Annotated in this window: 7 protein-coding genes; 1 reads left to right on the top strand and 6 read right to left on the bottom strand. The window is 46.9% G+C overall.

The features are described from left to right. Positions 1 to 73: 73 nt before the first annotated feature. The 6 genes from ACUNWA_RS01655 to ACUNWA_RS01630 all read right to left on the bottom strand — a co-directional run bounded on the left by ACUNWA_RS01655 (position 74) and on the right by ACUNWA_RS01630 (position 14870). Positions 74 to 4789 carry an efflux RND transporter permease subunit gene (locus ACUNWA_RS01655; protein ID WP_445590136.1) on the bottom strand — a complete coding sequence of 1572 codons (4716 nt, stop codon included), beginning with the start codon at positions 4787 to 4789 and terminating at the stop codon, positions 74 to 76. Positions 4790 to 4857: 68 nt separating this feature from the next. After that, positions 4858 to 7932 (bottom strand): efflux RND transporter permease subunit, encoded by a 3075-nt coding sequence (locus ACUNWA_RS01650; protein WP_445590135.1) that lies wholly within the window; start codon positions 7930 to 7932, stop codon positions 4858 to 4860. 12 nt (positions 7933 to 7944) lie between these two features. After that, positions 7945 to 9003 (bottom strand): efflux RND transporter periplasmic adaptor subunit, encoded by a 1059-nt coding sequence (locus tag ACUNWA_RS01645; protein ID WP_445590134.1) that lies wholly within the window; start codon positions 9001 to 9003, stop codon positions 7945 to 7947. Positions 9004 to 9029: 26 nt separating this feature from the next. Then, positions 9030 to 10514 carry a TolC family protein gene (locus tag ACUNWA_RS01640; protein ID WP_445590133.1) on the bottom strand — a complete coding sequence of 495 codons (1485 nt, stop codon included), beginning with the start codon at positions 10512 to 10514 and terminating at the stop codon, positions 9030 to 9032. Between the two features lie 8 nt (positions 10515 to 10522). Continuing rightward, positions 10523 to 13858, bottom strand: a complete 3336-nt coding sequence (locus tag ACUNWA_RS01635; RefSeq protein ID WP_445590132.1) for a golvesin C-terminal-like domain-containing protein — start codon at positions 13856 to 13858, stop codon at positions 10523 to 10525. Positions 13859 to 13976: 118 nt separating this feature from the next. After that, entirely contained in the window at positions 13977 to 14870 is an 894-nt protein-coding gene (locus ACUNWA_RS01630; protein WP_445590131.1) for an ABC transporter ATP-binding protein, read from the bottom strand. Between the two features lie 495 nt (positions 14871 to 15365). On the opposite strand from ACUNWA_RS01630, the gene ACUNWA_RS01625 reads away from it, so the two are divergent. Then, the gene (locus tag ACUNWA_RS01625) at positions 15366 to 16307 is read left to right on the top strand and encodes a mechanosensitive ion channel family protein (RefSeq protein WP_445590130.1); all 942 of its coding nucleotides are present in this window, start codon (positions 15366 to 15368) and stop codon (positions 16305 to 16307) included. Positions 16308 to 16562: the final 255 nt, after the last annotated feature.

Genomic DNA, 16562 nt, shown 5'->3' with positions numbered 1-16562 from the left:
AATCGTCTAATCGTCAATAATTTTGCATTTTTTCTCTGCCTCTGCCTCTGCCTCTGCCTCTGCCTCTGCCTTCTTACTTCAAATCCTTAATCAAACACAAGTAAGCATCTTCCAAAACCGGCTTAGCCTCAATGGCATCTTCCGCTGGTTTATCATGACTCAGCATACGCACCCGGATTTTATCGTCTACCCGCATGTGGTGTGTCACCATCTGTTTGTTTGGCATTTTGTCGAAATCGGCCACCTCCATATCATACTGCCACACCAGCTTATCGGCCAGATTCACCATTTTAATTGGGGTTCCGTGATATTTGACCCCCCCACGGTTAATGACCGCCACCTGGTTACACGAGCTTGAAATATCTTCAATAATGTGGGTTGAAAAGATCACAATTCGCTCGCGACTCAGCTCCACCAACAAGTTCCGGAAGCGAATCCGTTCGCGCGGATCCAGCCCGGCAGTGGGCTCATCGACCACCAATATTTTTGGCAGGTGAAGCAAGATTTGAGCAATCCCAATTCGTTGCTTCATACCTCCGGAAAAGGAACCAATTTTGTCGCCGCGTTTTTCCCACATATGCACCGACTTCAGCACATATTCAATACGCTCGCGACGTGCCTTGGCATCGGTCAGTCCTTTCAGCAAAGCCTGATAATCGAGGAATTCCTGCGCCGGCATATTCTCATACATCCCAAATTCCTGCGGCAGGTAACCAATCAGGCCCTGCAGCTCTTCGCGCTTCTCCTGAGTGTCGATACCATTAATCCACACCTTGCCATAGCTCTGCTCAAATATTCCGCAGATAATCCGCATCATGGTTGATTTTCCGGCTCCGTTGGGTCCCAGCAAGCCAAACATGCCGGTACCTATTTCAAGCGACACGCCGTCGAGCGCTTTAAAAGGCACCTTTCTTTTTCCAATAACCGGAATTTGTTTCACCAGCCGCAAGGTGGTTCTTCTCAGGTTGCCAAAACGCCCGGTAATCCGGTCAATGTTGACTTTCTCTTCATACAGGCGTCGGGCTGTAACCGAAATCAGTAGCGCCAAATACCACAAAGCGGCAAAGGCCACCACCAAGCCAATAAAGTTGGTTTTCTTCCACAGAATAAACAGCTCGACCAAGGGCAGCAGCCAGAATAAGAACAGCTTGCTGTATTTCTGAATTTGGTTGAAAATATTTCGCTGAGTGTCGTCCTGCCGGTGTTGAAGATAAATGGCTACCGGTTTCCAAATTTGGTTAAGGTAGAGATAAACCATAACCAGCATGAAGCTGATCCAGAAGGTTGAGGCAAGGTAGAAAAACGTAAAATAAATAAGGAAAGCCAGCAGGGGTAGTTGCCAAATCAGCTGGTCGAACTCGCGAATGGAACGATACTCTTTTTCCATTCCGGCCCGCCGACGGATATTGAGTCCACCAGTCCACTCCCGGCTAAAACGCCCCGGACGATCATAAATCTTCACCAGGTTTTGAATGACGATATGAACCCGCTCATCGGGTGCAATCAGGCGGGTTCCCGCTTTTTTCAGGCTACTCAGCACAAACCAGGTCATTCCCGGAATAAGCACAATGGCCAATACGGTATTCAGCAATTGCCAGGTCAGCTCATCGACCTCCAGGTAAATCAAGGTCAGCGTACCAGCCATAGCCGCAAGCTGAAAAACTTTCAGCTTCCAGTCCAATTGATAAAACCATTCCAGAGCACTTTCCAGTCCCGAATAAAAGGTAGGAATAAAGATGAGGGTCAGCACCGTGCTCAAGGCTAATCCACCAATCACGATAATGGCAAAGGGAGCACCAATCACGCTGACATATTCCGCTTGCCCCATGGCCAGCGGCACCATAGCCACAATGGTGGTGATGGTGGTAATCAGAATGGGGCGCACCCGCGACAAGCCAGCCGTCATCAGTGCTCGCGGACGACGATAGCCCTGCTTACGCAAAATATTGCTGTAGTCAATCAGAATGATGCCGTTGTTAACCACTACGCCCAGCAAAATCAGAAAGCCAATCATGGTGTTGGCATTGAACAGGCTGTTGCCGGTCAATATCAGGGCCAGCAGCGAGCCAATGGCGGCCAGCGGAATGGAAAACAGCAACACAAAAGGCGTGGCAAACGATTCGAACACCGAAGCCAGAATCATAAAAATCAGAATGATGGCGGCCAAAATCAGGAACTTAAACTCGCCCAGGTCGTCTTCTTCATGAATCACCTCGGCGGCAACGCCCGAGGGAAAATTATAGGAGGCAATCAGCTCATCAATTTCGTAACGGTAAGAGGCCAGCAAATCATTGGATTGCTGCGCTTCATCAATCAGGCTATAGGTAATTTCAATTTGCTTTTCCTGGTTCACCCGGTTAATTCCGGCCAGGCCACGGGCATACACCAACTGCGAGAAATCCTGCAGGTCGTGCAGCCCTCCGGCCGCATCGCTCACTTGCAGCAGCTTCAGATCATCCATCGTTCGGGTGTCGTCCTCCAGCGGATCTTCCTCTCCCTGCCGAATGATAATTTCATACTCGTCCACCCCCTGATTAAACTGTACTCCGGTTGAAATTTCGCCCGAAAAGGAATTCAGCTCGCTGGTCACCTGACTGATGTTGATGTTGTATTCGGTCATCAGCAAGGGGTCGAACAACATGTGTACCTCCGGCCGGTTATCCGACACATTCAGGCGCACCCGGTTAATAAAGTCCAGTTCTTCCAGGAAGTACTCAATGTCTTCGGCTACGATCTGCATCATGTCAAAATCCTGTCCTTTCAGCACTACTTTTTCCTCGTTGCTGCCAATACCCAGCAAACGTTGAAAGTTGCCCATCATATTTCGACCGCCGCCACCAAAGCCACCACCGCCACCGCCGGAGCTGCTTTGTTCAAACGAGATTTCTGCCGAACCTATATTTTTGGTCAATTCGCTCACCGATGATTTAATTTCAGCAAAACTACGACCGTCAATTTCCTCAAAATCGTCCACCAATTTAACCGTCACCACCGCCTCTTCTTCCTCAATGGTGCTGATCACATCCAGCTTCTCCTTCACGTCCTGCAGCTTCTCCTCAATCTTGCTGACCGTTTCATCGGTCGTTTCCAGGCTCGATCCGGAAGGCATGGTCACATACAATTGGATCTGATCTTCCTCCACTTCCTGCAAGGAACTAACACTAACCGCCAAGCTGGCAAACACCGTAATGAAAAAGATAGCCAGTGCTCCCAAAATCGTACCTGCCGGATTGCGCATACACGACTTCAACAGCAACATATAAATCTGTACCATCCGGTTATTGGTGGTCAGTTTTTCAAACGAAATGGCTTTTCCGCTTTTTCTTTTCAGAATGAAGTGAATGGCCATCGGTACAAAAAGCAAGGCCACCAACAGCGACACCAGCAAGGTTGAAATGATGGAGATTCCCACATTCTTACCCAGCATTTCAATCATGAAGTTGGACGAAAAAACGAAAGGCAGAAAGACCGTAATGGTGGTCAGGGTAGCGGCCACAATCGAGCGCCAAACTTCTGTTGTTCCCTGGGTAACGGCCGAATCAGCATCCTGCCCTTTGCCAGCAAGCCGGTAGATATTTTCGAGCACCACCACGCTGTTGTCGAGCAGCATGCCAATGGCCAGCGCCATCCCCACGAGCGTAAGGCTGTTCAGGGTAATGTCGTAGGCATAAAACAGATTGAAAGCCGTAAACACCGACACGGGGATAGCCAGTGCGATGAAAGCCACAATGCGCACATTTTTCAGAAACATCCACAATACAAACACGGCCATCAGGCCTCCAATCAGCGCCAGGTTGATGATCTGATCGATGTTCTCTTCCATCGTTTCGGCCGAGTTATCCTGCACAAAGAGCTGAACATCTTTCCGGGCCAGCTTTTCATTCAGTTTTTCAACCAACTCCTGCGTTTTATGCGACAGCTCGATCTGATTGGCTTGCGAGTCATTAATCAGTCGGATGGTAACGGCATCCTGCCCATTAACGCGGCTGTAGCTGGTTTCTTCTTTCACCCCAAACCGAATATCGGCAATGTCTTTCAACAAGATCGGACCTTCGGCAACTACCAGCCGTTCCAGGTCACTCACCTGCGTATATTCTGCCGTAACATGCACAAAATAATGCTTTTCCTTTTCGCGAAGTGCCCCCACATAAGTACGCGACTGCGAGTTTTGCGACAGCAGGGAACGAATCTGTCCCGGAGTAATATGATACGCTTCACAGGCCTCCATATCCAGAATCACCTCAATGGATTTTTCTTTCCCTCCAAAGACGTTCACCCCGGCAATGCCATCCAGGTTTTCCAGATCAGGAGCAATCTCCTGATCCACCAGGTTCCGAATCCGGTCGACACCACCACTGCCACGCGCCTGCAGCTCCATAAACTGGCTGCTCATTTGCGACAAATCGACCCGGTTCACGCTCACCCGCACACCATCGGGCAAATCGCCCTGTATTTCATTAATTTTTTCCTGAAGCTTGAGGTAGGCGAAACTAAAATCAACATCTTTCTGATAATAGACGATGACCGTCCCCATGCGAGAAGTGATGTTCGACTCAATCGACTCAATACCTTCCAGCGTTCCCACGGCTCCTTCAATGGGAATGACCACCTCATTTTCGAGGTACTCTGGATCAGCTTCCTGTGGTGAAACCGCCTGAACAAACAGGAAGGGAAGTTCCGCATTGGGCAATAACTCCACTCCCAGCTGCTTGTAGGAAACATAGCCCAAAAGGGTTAGTCCTATAAACAACATGCTGATCAGCGTCTTTCTATCGATGATAAATTTCATTGGTCTATTTCCTATTTAACTGTTTACCATTTACTACTTGTCAATCGTAAATGAGCAAATCGTCAATTCTAATTTCTGATCCGATCTTTAATTCCCTCAATGGCTTCGTACATACACGGAATGACAATCAAGGTCAGCAAGGTAGAGGTCACCAGCCCGCCGATAACTGCCAGCGCCATGGGCGAGCGCAACGAAGCACTTTCACCAATTCCCAATGTCAGCGGGAACAAGGCCAAAATAGTTGTCAAACTCGTCATAATGATGGGGCGAATCCGTTGCTGTCCGGCTTGTAGAATCGCGTCGCGTCGAGCCAGTCCTTCCTGCCGTAATTGCAAAATGCGGTCGACAAAGATGATGGAGTCGTTCACCGCAATCCCCACCAGCATGATGATTCCGATGTAAGCCATAATGTTAAGCGTTTCTCCTAACAGGAAGAACACCAAAATAGAGCCTACAACCGCCAGCGGAATGGTCAGCAAAATCGTGAACGGATGCAACAACGACTCAAACTGTGAAGCCAGTACCATGTACACCAATACAATAGAAAGGATTAAGGCAAAGCTCAGACTTGCCATCGACTCTTGTCGCTGCTCTTCCTCTCCACTAATATTGATTTGATAGTCTGGTGGAATCGACATGGGCGCAATAGCCGAACGAATTTCTTTCACTGCCTGATCCAGTGCCACATCTTTCTCAAGTTGTGCGGTAATTTTACCAATCCGGTTCTGGTTGCGACGATAAACCTCTTTGGGCGATTGTCCGATGTGAATATCAGCCAGCTCACTAACCATAAACTCCTGGTTATTGCTTGAAATCATCAGCTCATCCAGCTGTGCCAGTCCTTTATCCGGAAGTTTCAGGGTGATGTCCTGCATCTCGCCTTGCCGCTCCACCTGGCCAGCCAATTTGCCTTCCAGCTGATCCTGAATCTGTGAAACAATCGCACTCACACTCAGGTTATACATGCCGGCGCGCAGGCGATCCACCATGATCTCCACTTCGGGAGAACCTTCTTCCAGCGATGATTCAAAGTTGTACATGCCCGGCAGCCCTTCAACCCGCTGCTTCACCTCAGCAGCAAGCGTTTCAATCACCGCCAGGTCTTCACCCTGCACTTCAATAACCAAGGGAGCTTCGTCAGTCCCCATAATACTTTTCAAAGCCGTTTCATCCTGATGGTAGCTAATTTCCATACCGGGAATCTCGCCCACTGCCTGGCTAATCTTTCGAATGGCCGCCGTTGATATTAGCTCACTATCCGGCGCCAGAATCACTTTAATACTGGCTGTATTTTCCCCTTCAAAAATATCGGTGGTCGAACTGCTAATGCCGCTGGTTGGCCCTATATGACTGAATCGGGTCTCCAGGTTATCGCCGAGCAACTCGGCAACAATAGCTTCCATATTTTCCACGGCCGCGCTGGTACGTGCCAGGCGAGTGCCTTCCTGCATTCGAATTTCGATGCTAAACTCGCGGGTCTCTGTTTTAGGCATAAATTCGGTGCCAATAAAAGGAACCAACAAGGCTGATCCTGTAACCAAAATAACTGTTGCCAAAATGATCACCCACTTTACCTTCAGCACCTTTTCCAAGAAGTTTCCATAGCCTTTCACCTGAACCGAGCGTGACTTCACCTGCTTCTTCCTGTTCTTATAAAACAGGTTGAACAGCATGGGAATAAACAAAATAGCGACTGCCAGCGATGAAACCAATGAAAAAGCAACGGTCCAGGCCTGGTCTTTAAACAGCTCGCCCGAAGCACCATGCAGATAAACGATGGGTAAAAACACGATGATGGTGGTAATGGTGGAAGCCGTAATAGCGCCGCCAACCTGCGCGGTACCTTCGATAGCCGATTCGCGCACCGATAGGCCCGACTCGTGGTTTCGGAAAATGTTTTCCATCACCACAATGGCATTGTCAACCAGCATACCCGCTCCCAGCGCCAGCCCTCCCAAAGTCATGATATTCAAGCTAAGGCCGTTGAAATACATCAGATTGAAGGTGGCAATGATTGAGATGGGAATGGCCACACTGATAATCAAGGTGCTCCCAAACCGACGCAAGAACAAAAACAACACAAACACGGCCAGCAGAATTCCCAACAAGGCAGATTCCTCCACTTCCTTGATAGCATCGCTGATAAAACTGCCTTGGTTGGTTACCATTTGCAGTTGGTAGCCGGGCAGCGCTTTTTGAATGTCCACAATGCCTTCGTTGATTTGCTCAACAGCTTTCACCGTGTTAAACTTCGTTTCCTTGTAAACCGAAAGGCCCAGGCAACGCTTGCCATTGAGGCGAACAATGTTTTCCGGGTCCTTATTCTGAAAGCTGACTTTAGCCACCTCGCGCAAGTAAATGGGGGCAAAAGCCGCCTCGGTATTGTCGGCCGTAATTTGTTTGTAGCCCACAATCACGTTTTCAAAATCTTCAATATCGGTCAGCAGGCTCACCCCTTTGACCACATAACGCAGCCCCATCTCTTCGATGCTTCCTCCCGAAATATTCTGATTGAAACTGGCAATACGACTGCTGATTTCATCCAGCGACAAGCCAAAAGCATCCAGCATATAATCGTTGGTTTCGATTAACACTTCCACTTCCTGAGCTCCCGATACGTCAACCTCAGCCACACCTTCCAGCCGGATCAGCTCGTTGCGGATGTAGTTATCGGCTACCTTGCGCAAGTCGTTCATATCCTCATTGGTTGCATGACTCAGCCCCAAAATCATCACCGGCGAAGTATTCGGATCGTGTTGGGTGATGTTAATTTCGTCGATGTCCTGGTTTTGGGCAAAAGAAGTCACCGCTTTCTGCAAATCCAGAAAAGCATCATCCATGTCTTTATTCCAGGCATACTCAACCGTAATTTGGGCGCTCCCCACTTTCGAAACCGACGAGACTTCCACCACATCCGACTGTCGGATCGCAAGCCCTTCGAGGTTTTCGACAAACTGATTTTCCATTTCTTCCGGAGGTCTTTCACCCGATTCCAGCTCAATAAATAAGCGCGGGTTGTTCAGATCCGGGAACAGGTCAACCCCCAGCTTGTCGTACGAGATGTAGCCCAGAAGCACGACACCAAGCACCATCATCAGAACAGTAACCGGGTAATTGACCGAAAATTCGCTTAACTTCTTCACGGGATATCCTTTCTATTTGATGATTTTTACTTTCGAACGGGCACGCAAGGTCTCAAATCCTTTCACCACCAGGCGATCATTGGCTTTCAAGCCGGAAGTAATCTCCACTTTGTCCTGATTTTCATAGCCCAGGGTCACCTGCTTCTGCTCGGCTGTTCCTTTCTCCACAACAAAAACCGACTTCCCACGCTGGTTCGAGATGATCACCTCTTTCGGAATGACGATGACACTGTCTTTGCGGTCAAGCACAATCTCGGCCTGCACAAACATGCCCGGACGCAGCTTCAGCTGGTCATTATCGATACTCAACTTCCCTGTAAAGGTGCGGGTTTCGGTGCTGATAGCCGGCGACAATTCCTGAACCAATCCATGCAGCGTATCTTCAGGCAAGGTATAGTTCATCACGCGTACATCTTGATTCTGCTCCACCTGGTTGATGTATTTCTCCGGAAGGTTGACTTCCATCTGTAGTTTCTCGTAGCTCATCAGGTTGACCACTTCGGTGCCGCTGGCCACTTTCGTACCTTTAGTGACGTACGGCAATTGGGTAATCACCCCGCCAAATGGCGCAACAACATTCATTTTCTCAAGTTGAATCTTGGCCAGTTCATAGCTATCGCGGGCATTAACGGCCGATACCTCGGCATTGCTCAACTCACTTTGCGTCACACCACCCTTGTCGTAAAGCGACTTTTGCTTGGTATAATTTTGTTCCGATATTTTCAGGTTCAGCTCTTTGGCCTGCATCCCAATATTGTTGACATACTCTTCATCCTCCAGTTTCACAATCACCTGTCCCTGATTGACCCGGTCGCCCAACATAAACCGCTTGCCGGTCTTTGGATTGGTCGCCAGCGTATACCGGCCGGCCATCTCTGTTGTCAGCGTAGCCTCTTTGGTTGCCACCACGGTTCCTGTTGTGTTAATGGTTTGTTCAATAAAGTCAGGTCTCAGATCTTCTACCGAAACCGGAATCGCGATTTCAGTTTCCGAATCAGCACTTTGGTTGTTGCACGCGGACAAACCCAGTAGCGCGGATAAAATAATGGTATAATACAGATTGATCTTCATGGGATTGCGTTTTATAAGGATGGTTTTTAGTTATTACTATTTTTGATTAATTCTTCAGGAACGATGCCCCGACTCTGCTCAAAATCATACAGCGTCTGGATTTTCAGATTGAGCAGTTCAATCTTATAATCGATTAAAGACTGCGCATAAGCCATTTTCTTTTCCGAAAGCTGGGTCTGAAACAAGTTCAAGTCCATACTGGTCAAATCGCCATTGGCATAGCGCTCTAGATTAATCTCATAGGTCAGCTGGGCATTGCGTTCGTTCTGCTCGGCGATGGAAATCTGGTTTTTGAGATTCTGCAGCGAGCGATACACCTGACGGATGTCCATAATGATTTGAATTTTCTCCTGCTCGAAACTCAATTCCTGGGTTTTAATCACCGCTTCCTGGGCTTTGATTCGCGATTTCTTCTCCCCCCAGTCGAACAAAGGCACATTGAATGAAAGCGAAACCCGTGGGTTGTTCGTTGGATTCTGATAAATATCGCCCAGCTTGGAGTTATCGCCAATGATTCCGACTGACAAGTTCATCTCCCCTTCAAACTCATTCTGCGCATTGGTCCGAATCAGGTCGAACTGCGAGGTTTCAATATCGATCTCCCGCTGACGTAGCTCCATTCGGGAACCCAATCCATAATCAATAGCATTTTTCAGGTCTACCTCAACCGCCACCACATCAACATTGGCCATCACCGCAATCTCCTCATAAATATCCATGCCAATGTATTGCTTAAACTGGTCTTTATAATTCTCAAGATTCACTTGCTGGTTCTGCACATTCGACTTGGCCGTTGCATAGTTCAGCTCAGCCTGGTACAATTCTTCGCGTGCAGCCAGTCCGGCTTCAACCTTGTTTTTGGTAATCTCATAACTTTTCTCAGTATTAGCCAGCTCATCTTTCGAAATGGTCAAACTCATCTGCGACATGTAAACATTGTAGAAATATTGAGTCACCAGTTTTTCCAGGTTAAGCTGCTGCATGGCGTAACTCAGGTTCGAATTCTCCAAATCGAGCTGCAACTCTTTTAACTGAAGTCGCAGCCGGTTGTAGGTAAACAGCGGCTGAGCCAGGCTGATATATAAATTATTGGTAAACGATCGGTCCTCAACATTATTAATATCGCTGTTGCTTTTTTGCCAGCCAAAACGGTTGACCAGCGACACCGTCCCATCAGTCAGCAAAATTGGCTGTGACACGGTAAATGTTCCCGATGAACCAAACGATTCGTTAGTATACCAGGAAGAGTAGTAATCGTCAAACGACCGAGTCCGGCTGTATTCAATCGGATTGAGGCTTAATGAGAACTGCGATTTCAAAGCTGCTTTCTGCGCATTCAGTGACTCCTGCGAACGCTCCAGATTTAAAAGCGAGCGTCGGATATCGGGACTGTTTTGCGAGGCAATTTCCATCGCTTTATCCAGGCTCAGAAGTTGTTGCCCGACGACCGCACTTCCAGGAAACAGAGCCAGAAGAATGAGGAATTTAAGTTTGACTAAAGTTAGTTTCATCTTGTCTTTTATTGTTTAATCAGTTTGACTGCATCGGCCACCACCATGCGGGCGGACGACTCGTTAGTTAACTCAATTTTGGCCGTATCCGGAGAAAAGTAGTAACCCCCTATATGGTTCCAGCCATCTTCGGCCGATTTCAGGTCTACTAAAGCGTCTTCATCACCATCATCGTGATGTACTATAAAGTGATATTCTCCGCCATCACCACCACGCCGTCCCCGACGATCATCTTTATACACATAAGCATACACCTGGTAATAACCGGCTTCAGAAATGGGTACATTCCAGGTAGCCACTTTATCGCCTTCGCCCGAGCGCAGGTAATACGCCGAGCGAATATAAGCACCATAGAAACTCGAATGAGTGGTCAAAGTCCAGCTACGCGGCGCACGCCAGCTGGAGAATCCCGAGTATTTACCCGTCGATTTTTCCTCTTTAATGAGCAATTGACGGAGCAGGCTGGTTTCGGGCTCCCCCACCACTTCAAATCCCGGATCTTCATTATCCAGAATGATCTCATTATCCTCCGCAATACGGACCGGCAGATCGACAATATTTTCCCCCTCGTAAGGTATTGCTTTCTTGTCTTCTTCAATATTATCCAATGGTAAGCGAATTTCGGATGGAATATTTTTAGACGTCAATGTGTTGATATTCGCTCCGCGGGGTGTGCCGCTAAGCAAATAGCTCACTTCTTTGGTTTGGTTACCTTCCAGACGAATTAGCTTACTAATAGTTTCCGGCGAACTGCCCATGCCGCCTCCCCTTCCACCGGGGCCGCCTCCCAAGCGAAAATCGACCGAGATAATGCCTTCCACATCTTCGGTGTTGCTCACCTTAAACTTCACCATCGTTTTCAGTTGGTCGCCATCCAGCACATTCACCGCATCGACACTTCCAACCAGGAATGCCGGCAAACGTGTGCTGCTAAACCAATCTTCCATATAAGGAATCAAATCAATGGCGAATTCATCCCAAATAGCATCATTAAAATCTTCAATGCTCGAAGCAGTAAACTTCACATCGCTGAGGTAGTCATACAAGAAATCTTCGAAAGCTTCATCTTCGGCCTTGGTCTTGATAATGGAAAACAGCGCCTTACCTTTTTGCTGAATAACATTATCAATAATTTGATTTTGCTCCGGATCGTTCAATATCTCTTCAAAGCTTTGCGACAACAACGCAAGGTTGGCTTGTTCATCTTCCGACATACCCTGTAAATCGCGCATCCAGCCCATTCGAGGATTGGAGCTTACTTGCTTCTTATAGGCTTCGAACACGCGGTCGGCTACTGGCCAGCGCTCAGAACGAATATAAAAAGCATAGTTGTAAAAAAGTGGAAACGCATAAAAAGCATTCTTTGTTTCTTCGATCTCCAACTCACCCTGCGAGCGGTTAAAATCGGGACGCCCCTGTTCTTGCGTAAAAGTCGACAGGAAATTTTGCAACACCTGCACTTTCTTTTCTTCTGTCGTCAGATTCTCATCATTTCGTCCTCCATAGCGGCGCTGCCTGCTCAGTCGTCCATTGAAGTCAGCCTCATTCACCAGCAAGCCTTTTTCAGGAAATAAAATCATCTCGGGTTGAATTTGCTCCCGCGCCCCCGTCAAAATCCGTTCGTAGGAGTAAAACTGAACCGGAACTTCAACCAGCGAAAACCGCTCGAAAGGATAATAAAGATCAACATCCCGCTCAAAATCCTGAATCACTTCGGTGATAACTCCCGGAATGGTATCTTTAATTTCTTTAAAAAATTCTGAAAAATAGTCATGTCCCTTTCGGTAATAGATGCTGAAATCCAGTCCATCAATTTCCTGATTCATTCTTTCGTAAGACCCAATGGTCAATGAAATTTGCGACTGCGCATGCGAGTTGGTAAACACAAAGCGCCCTTCCTGTTCGTCAACCACGCCCTGCGAAATAGCCGTTAAGCCCGGGCGAGAAGTTACTTCAAGCCGATAGTTGCTAAATTGGCGCGACAGCCACTGCTTATTTTTTGCGCCAAAGCCAGCTCCTGGAATCGGATACCAATTATTTTCGCGGGTCAGCAGCACATAATCCGGCGTAATAAAAGCATGTCGTTTATCAATCTGGTACATGAAGTTGCGGTAAGCTTCCTGGCGGGTTTCATCATCAATATCCAGGAAACAGGCCGCTTCATCTATTTTACCGGCATAGGTAAAGGTAACTTTCAACTTCTGTTCGGGCTCAACACTCAAGCCTGTCAACTCGACCAGTCCTAGTTTACGGTCAAAATCCTGAGCCTTTCCATCCACCGTAAGCTGCTTCAACTTCAAATCCGGATTCAAACTAAAAAGAACCGTTGACATCCGATCGTCACTGGTGTTTTGGGCATCCAAGGTAGCGACACATGCAATGCGTTCACCCTGATGATCCAACTGAATATCGTAATTGGCAATTGCCAGTTGCGAAACTCCCAGGTATTCATCGTTCAAACGAATCATTTCCTCACGCAGGTTCTGATCTTTTAAAAAAGAACCTATATGTATGCTCCCCAGGTAGATCCCTCCGGCCAGGCAGAGAGTCCCAAAAAGCAACGAAAACAGACGCATCGTTTCGGAGTGCGGCAAGCGACGCAGAAGGAGAATGGTATAAAAAATAAAGGCGATACCGAAGGTGAAATACATTCCCCGGTGAACAAGAATGGTGCTCAAATTTCCGAAACCAACAAAATCAGAAAAGGTCAACGGAATATTAAAAGCCATATAATCGAACAGGTAATAAAATTTATCCTGAAGATAAAACAGCGAAATGGCAACATAACCGAGCAAAACCACAAAGGTGACGGCCTGGTTCCGAATTAGCGACATAATCAAAAAAGAAAGCCCCATAATAAACACCAAAGTGGGGACACTGATCACCAAAAAATAATAAAGGTAAGCATTCAAGTCAACGCTGGTGTTCTGCGCAATCAGGTTAAAGATGAGGGCAATGGTCATAATAATCAGGTTGAGCACAATGAAAACCACCAGGTTGCCCAGGGTTTTGCCAATCACATATTCGCCATTGGTCATCGGACGCATGTAAATCACCTCAGTCGTATCCAGCTTTTTATCGCGTTTCAAAAAGTCGGAAGCCAGGAAAATAGCAATCACAGCCTGAACCACATTCAAAAACAAGAGATTGACATACGGAATGATTGACGCAAGGCCCTTCATGGCCCAATGTCCGGCTCCTCCGTTCGATTCAATCAATACGCCAAAGTTGAAAAAAGAAAGGAAGATCATTGCCAGGATTGCGAAAATCCGAAAAAACCAGCTGCGCAATAAGGTCGTTGTTTCGTAACGGGCTATTGAGCGAATATTGTGAATCGAGATCATAAACGTTATTCAGTTGACAGTTTAAAGTTTTCAGTTGGCTGGACACAGAGCCTGCTCCTGCCTTCAGTTACCAGTTTAAAGGTTCATCCTTAGATGATAATAGCTCGTGTTATAATTTTCAACTGGAAGTCCATTGATTTAAACGACTTTCCATAAAATAAACGTAAGCATGCTCCAGGTTCGGATCAATGTTGTGCCCCGAATACCCATTGATCTCATTGGCCACCACCTGAATTTCCCATCCTTCGCTGGTGGGAACATTGGAAATCACCGGATACCTTTCATTGATTTCCTGGTATTCGGTCTCGGTAGCGTGAATGAGCCACACTTTATCCCTGGCTTTTTCAACCAGTTCATCGGGCGAACCACTGTAAGCCAGTTCGCCAAAATTAAGCAAGGCCATGTTTTTGCAGGTACTGGAAATATCGCCTACAATGTGCGTAGATAAAATAATAATGACATCATTGGTTGAGATGGTCGACAACAAATTTCGAAAGCGAATGCGCTCCTCAGGATCCAGCCCCGTAGTGGGTTCGTCCACAATAATAATCTGAGGTTCATTGATCAGGGCTTGGGCAATCCCCAGGCGTCGTTTCATTCCTCCCGACAAGCGATTGGCCTGCCGGTCGCGCGCTTCAAACAAGCCCACTTCTTCCAGCATCTTTTCCACGGCACTTGCCCGCTCCCTGGCATTTTTCATGCCCGCCAGGCGCGCCGCATAATCCAGAAATTCGTATGTTTTCAGTTGTGAAAAGAAGCGAAAATCCTGCGGCAGGTAACCCAGCATCTTGCGAATCTCTTTCCGATTCTTCACCAAATCATAACCGTTAACGGTTACTTTTCCTTTGCTGGGCTTCATCAAGGTCACCAAAATCCGCATCAGGCTGGACTTCCCAGCACCATTAGGTCCGAGTAGTCCAAACATGCCATTCTCAATTTCCAGATGAACATCGTTGAGCGCCCGGTTCCCATTGGGATAGATTTTACTTAGCTGATCAATCGTAATTTTCACTTTGGTCAATTTCGTTTAGTATGTAGACTCCTTTTTTAATCAAACGTTTAATCCTTAACTCAGGAAATAAAAGCCTTTTTGATCAAAAAAATTAAGACATCTAAATTTGGCAAACTCATTGCAACATCCACTTTTATTAGACGAAACAGGTTCGCTTATCGACGAAATTACAAAAGACTGTGCTAAACAACCTCATGCAAAGCCCTGTTGTGAAACGAATTCTACAACGTTCATTTTAATTCTACATCGGGATATTCTCTAAGAATAACGCCCACAACAGACATAACGCACTGACCAATAAAGACATGAACACATCAAGCAAGAGTCATTTAACGACTGGCATGATATTCCATATATTTAAAATCCCTCCCGTGCGTGTCTACTTAGTCTGATATCCCGGGAAGGATTCATTACATTTAGGTTGAATAAAAAAAGAACGTTTGTTCCCGATAACTCAAGAATCTGAAATTATTAATCATCGCTTACTAAAAAACAATGGAAAAATTATTCACCTCCTACTTTTGGGAAACTTTTGTGAAAAGTTTGTCGCAATGGATTATTACAGAACTACCATCGATCATCATCCTCTTTATTCTCTTGCTGATCGCCCTTCGTGCCAGTTCCTTCATGATCAAAAACCTAAAAAAGATTCTGGCCAAACGAACCGTTCATCACGCAGAGGATCCCGACCTGGAAGTGGAGAAACGGCTAAACACTCTGATGGGGATTGTCCGCAAAGGAATTGCCGCAATTATCTGGACCATATTCATTATGATTTTTCTGAAAAAGATACACATCGATATAGCCCCAATTTTGGCAGGTGCCGGTATCATTGGGCTGGCCGTAGGATTTGGATCGCAGGAATTGGTGCGCGACTTCATCAGCGGATTCTTCATTTTACTTGAAAACCAGATCCGCACCGGCGATATCGCCATCATTAATGGAACCGGAGGATTAGTCGAAAAAATTGAGCTCCGAACCATCACTCTACGCGATCTGTCGGGCGTGGTACATATCTTTCAGAATGGTAAAATCAATACGGTTTCGAACATGACTAAAGAGTGGTCGGCCATCGTTTTCGACATTGGCGTGGCCTATAAGGAAGATTTGGATAAAGTCATGGGAATTATGGAGGAAGTATCGGAGAACATGCGACAAGACAAGCAGTTTAAACAAGTCATTCTGGAACCGATGGAAATCTTTGGACTCGATAGTTTTGGCGACAGCGCGCTGGTAATTAAGGGCCGAATAAAAACCAAACCCAGTCAGCAGTGGATCGTTGGCCGAGCCTATCGCAAACGCCTGAAAGCCGCTTTCGATGAACACCATATTGAAATTCCATTTCCACACCGAACGATTTACTGGGGCGAAGAAATTGACCCGCTCAAATTAGCGATGGACAAGGCGCAAACAGGACCAACATTGTCTGAGAAATAAAATACTAATTGAGGTTGGCCGGCTTTAGTGCTGAAAAAAAGAAGGCATCAAGCCTTCCAAGGCCAATCCGCTCAATCTGCGTGAAGGTTGATTCAGAGCTGGCTGCAAGTGCGTGCAGCCAGCTTTTTTCATTGTTCAATCGATCTGTTTCCTGAAGAGAGCGGGAGTTCTATTTTCCAAAATCATTCTTCATTTTCAGGAATGAACAGACTGAAGCATCAGAAAATTGAAACCAGCATCGGGAAAAATCGTTAC

Source organism: Sunxiuqinia sp. sy24 (genome assembly GCF_052677165.1).
The sequence above is the reverse complement of the archived record's forward strand: the minus strand, read 5'-3'. Positions and strand labels throughout refer to the sequence as shown.

What these genes read in the sequence shown, in the direction of transcription:
- ACUNWA_RS01625 (WP_445590130.1), top strand. Translation starts at nt 15,366, where the DNA reads ATGGAAAAATTATTCACCTCCTACTTTTGGGAAACTTTTGTGAAAAGT.
- ACUNWA_RS01640 (WP_445590133.1), bottom strand. Translation starts at nt 10,514, where the DNA reads ATGAAACTAACTTTAGTCAAACTTAAATTCCTCATTCTTCTGGCTCTG.
- ACUNWA_RS01655 (WP_445590136.1), bottom strand. Translation starts at nt 4,789, where the DNA reads ATGAAATTTATCATCGATAGAAAGACGCTGATCAGCATGTTGTTTATA.
- ACUNWA_RS01635 (WP_445590132.1), bottom strand. Translation starts at nt 13,858, where the DNA reads ATGATCTCGATTCACAATATTCGCTCAATAGCCCGTTACGAAACAACG.
- ACUNWA_RS01645 (WP_445590134.1), bottom strand. Translation starts at nt 9,003, where the DNA reads ATGAAGATCAATCTGTATTATACCATTATTTTATCCGCGCTACTGGGT.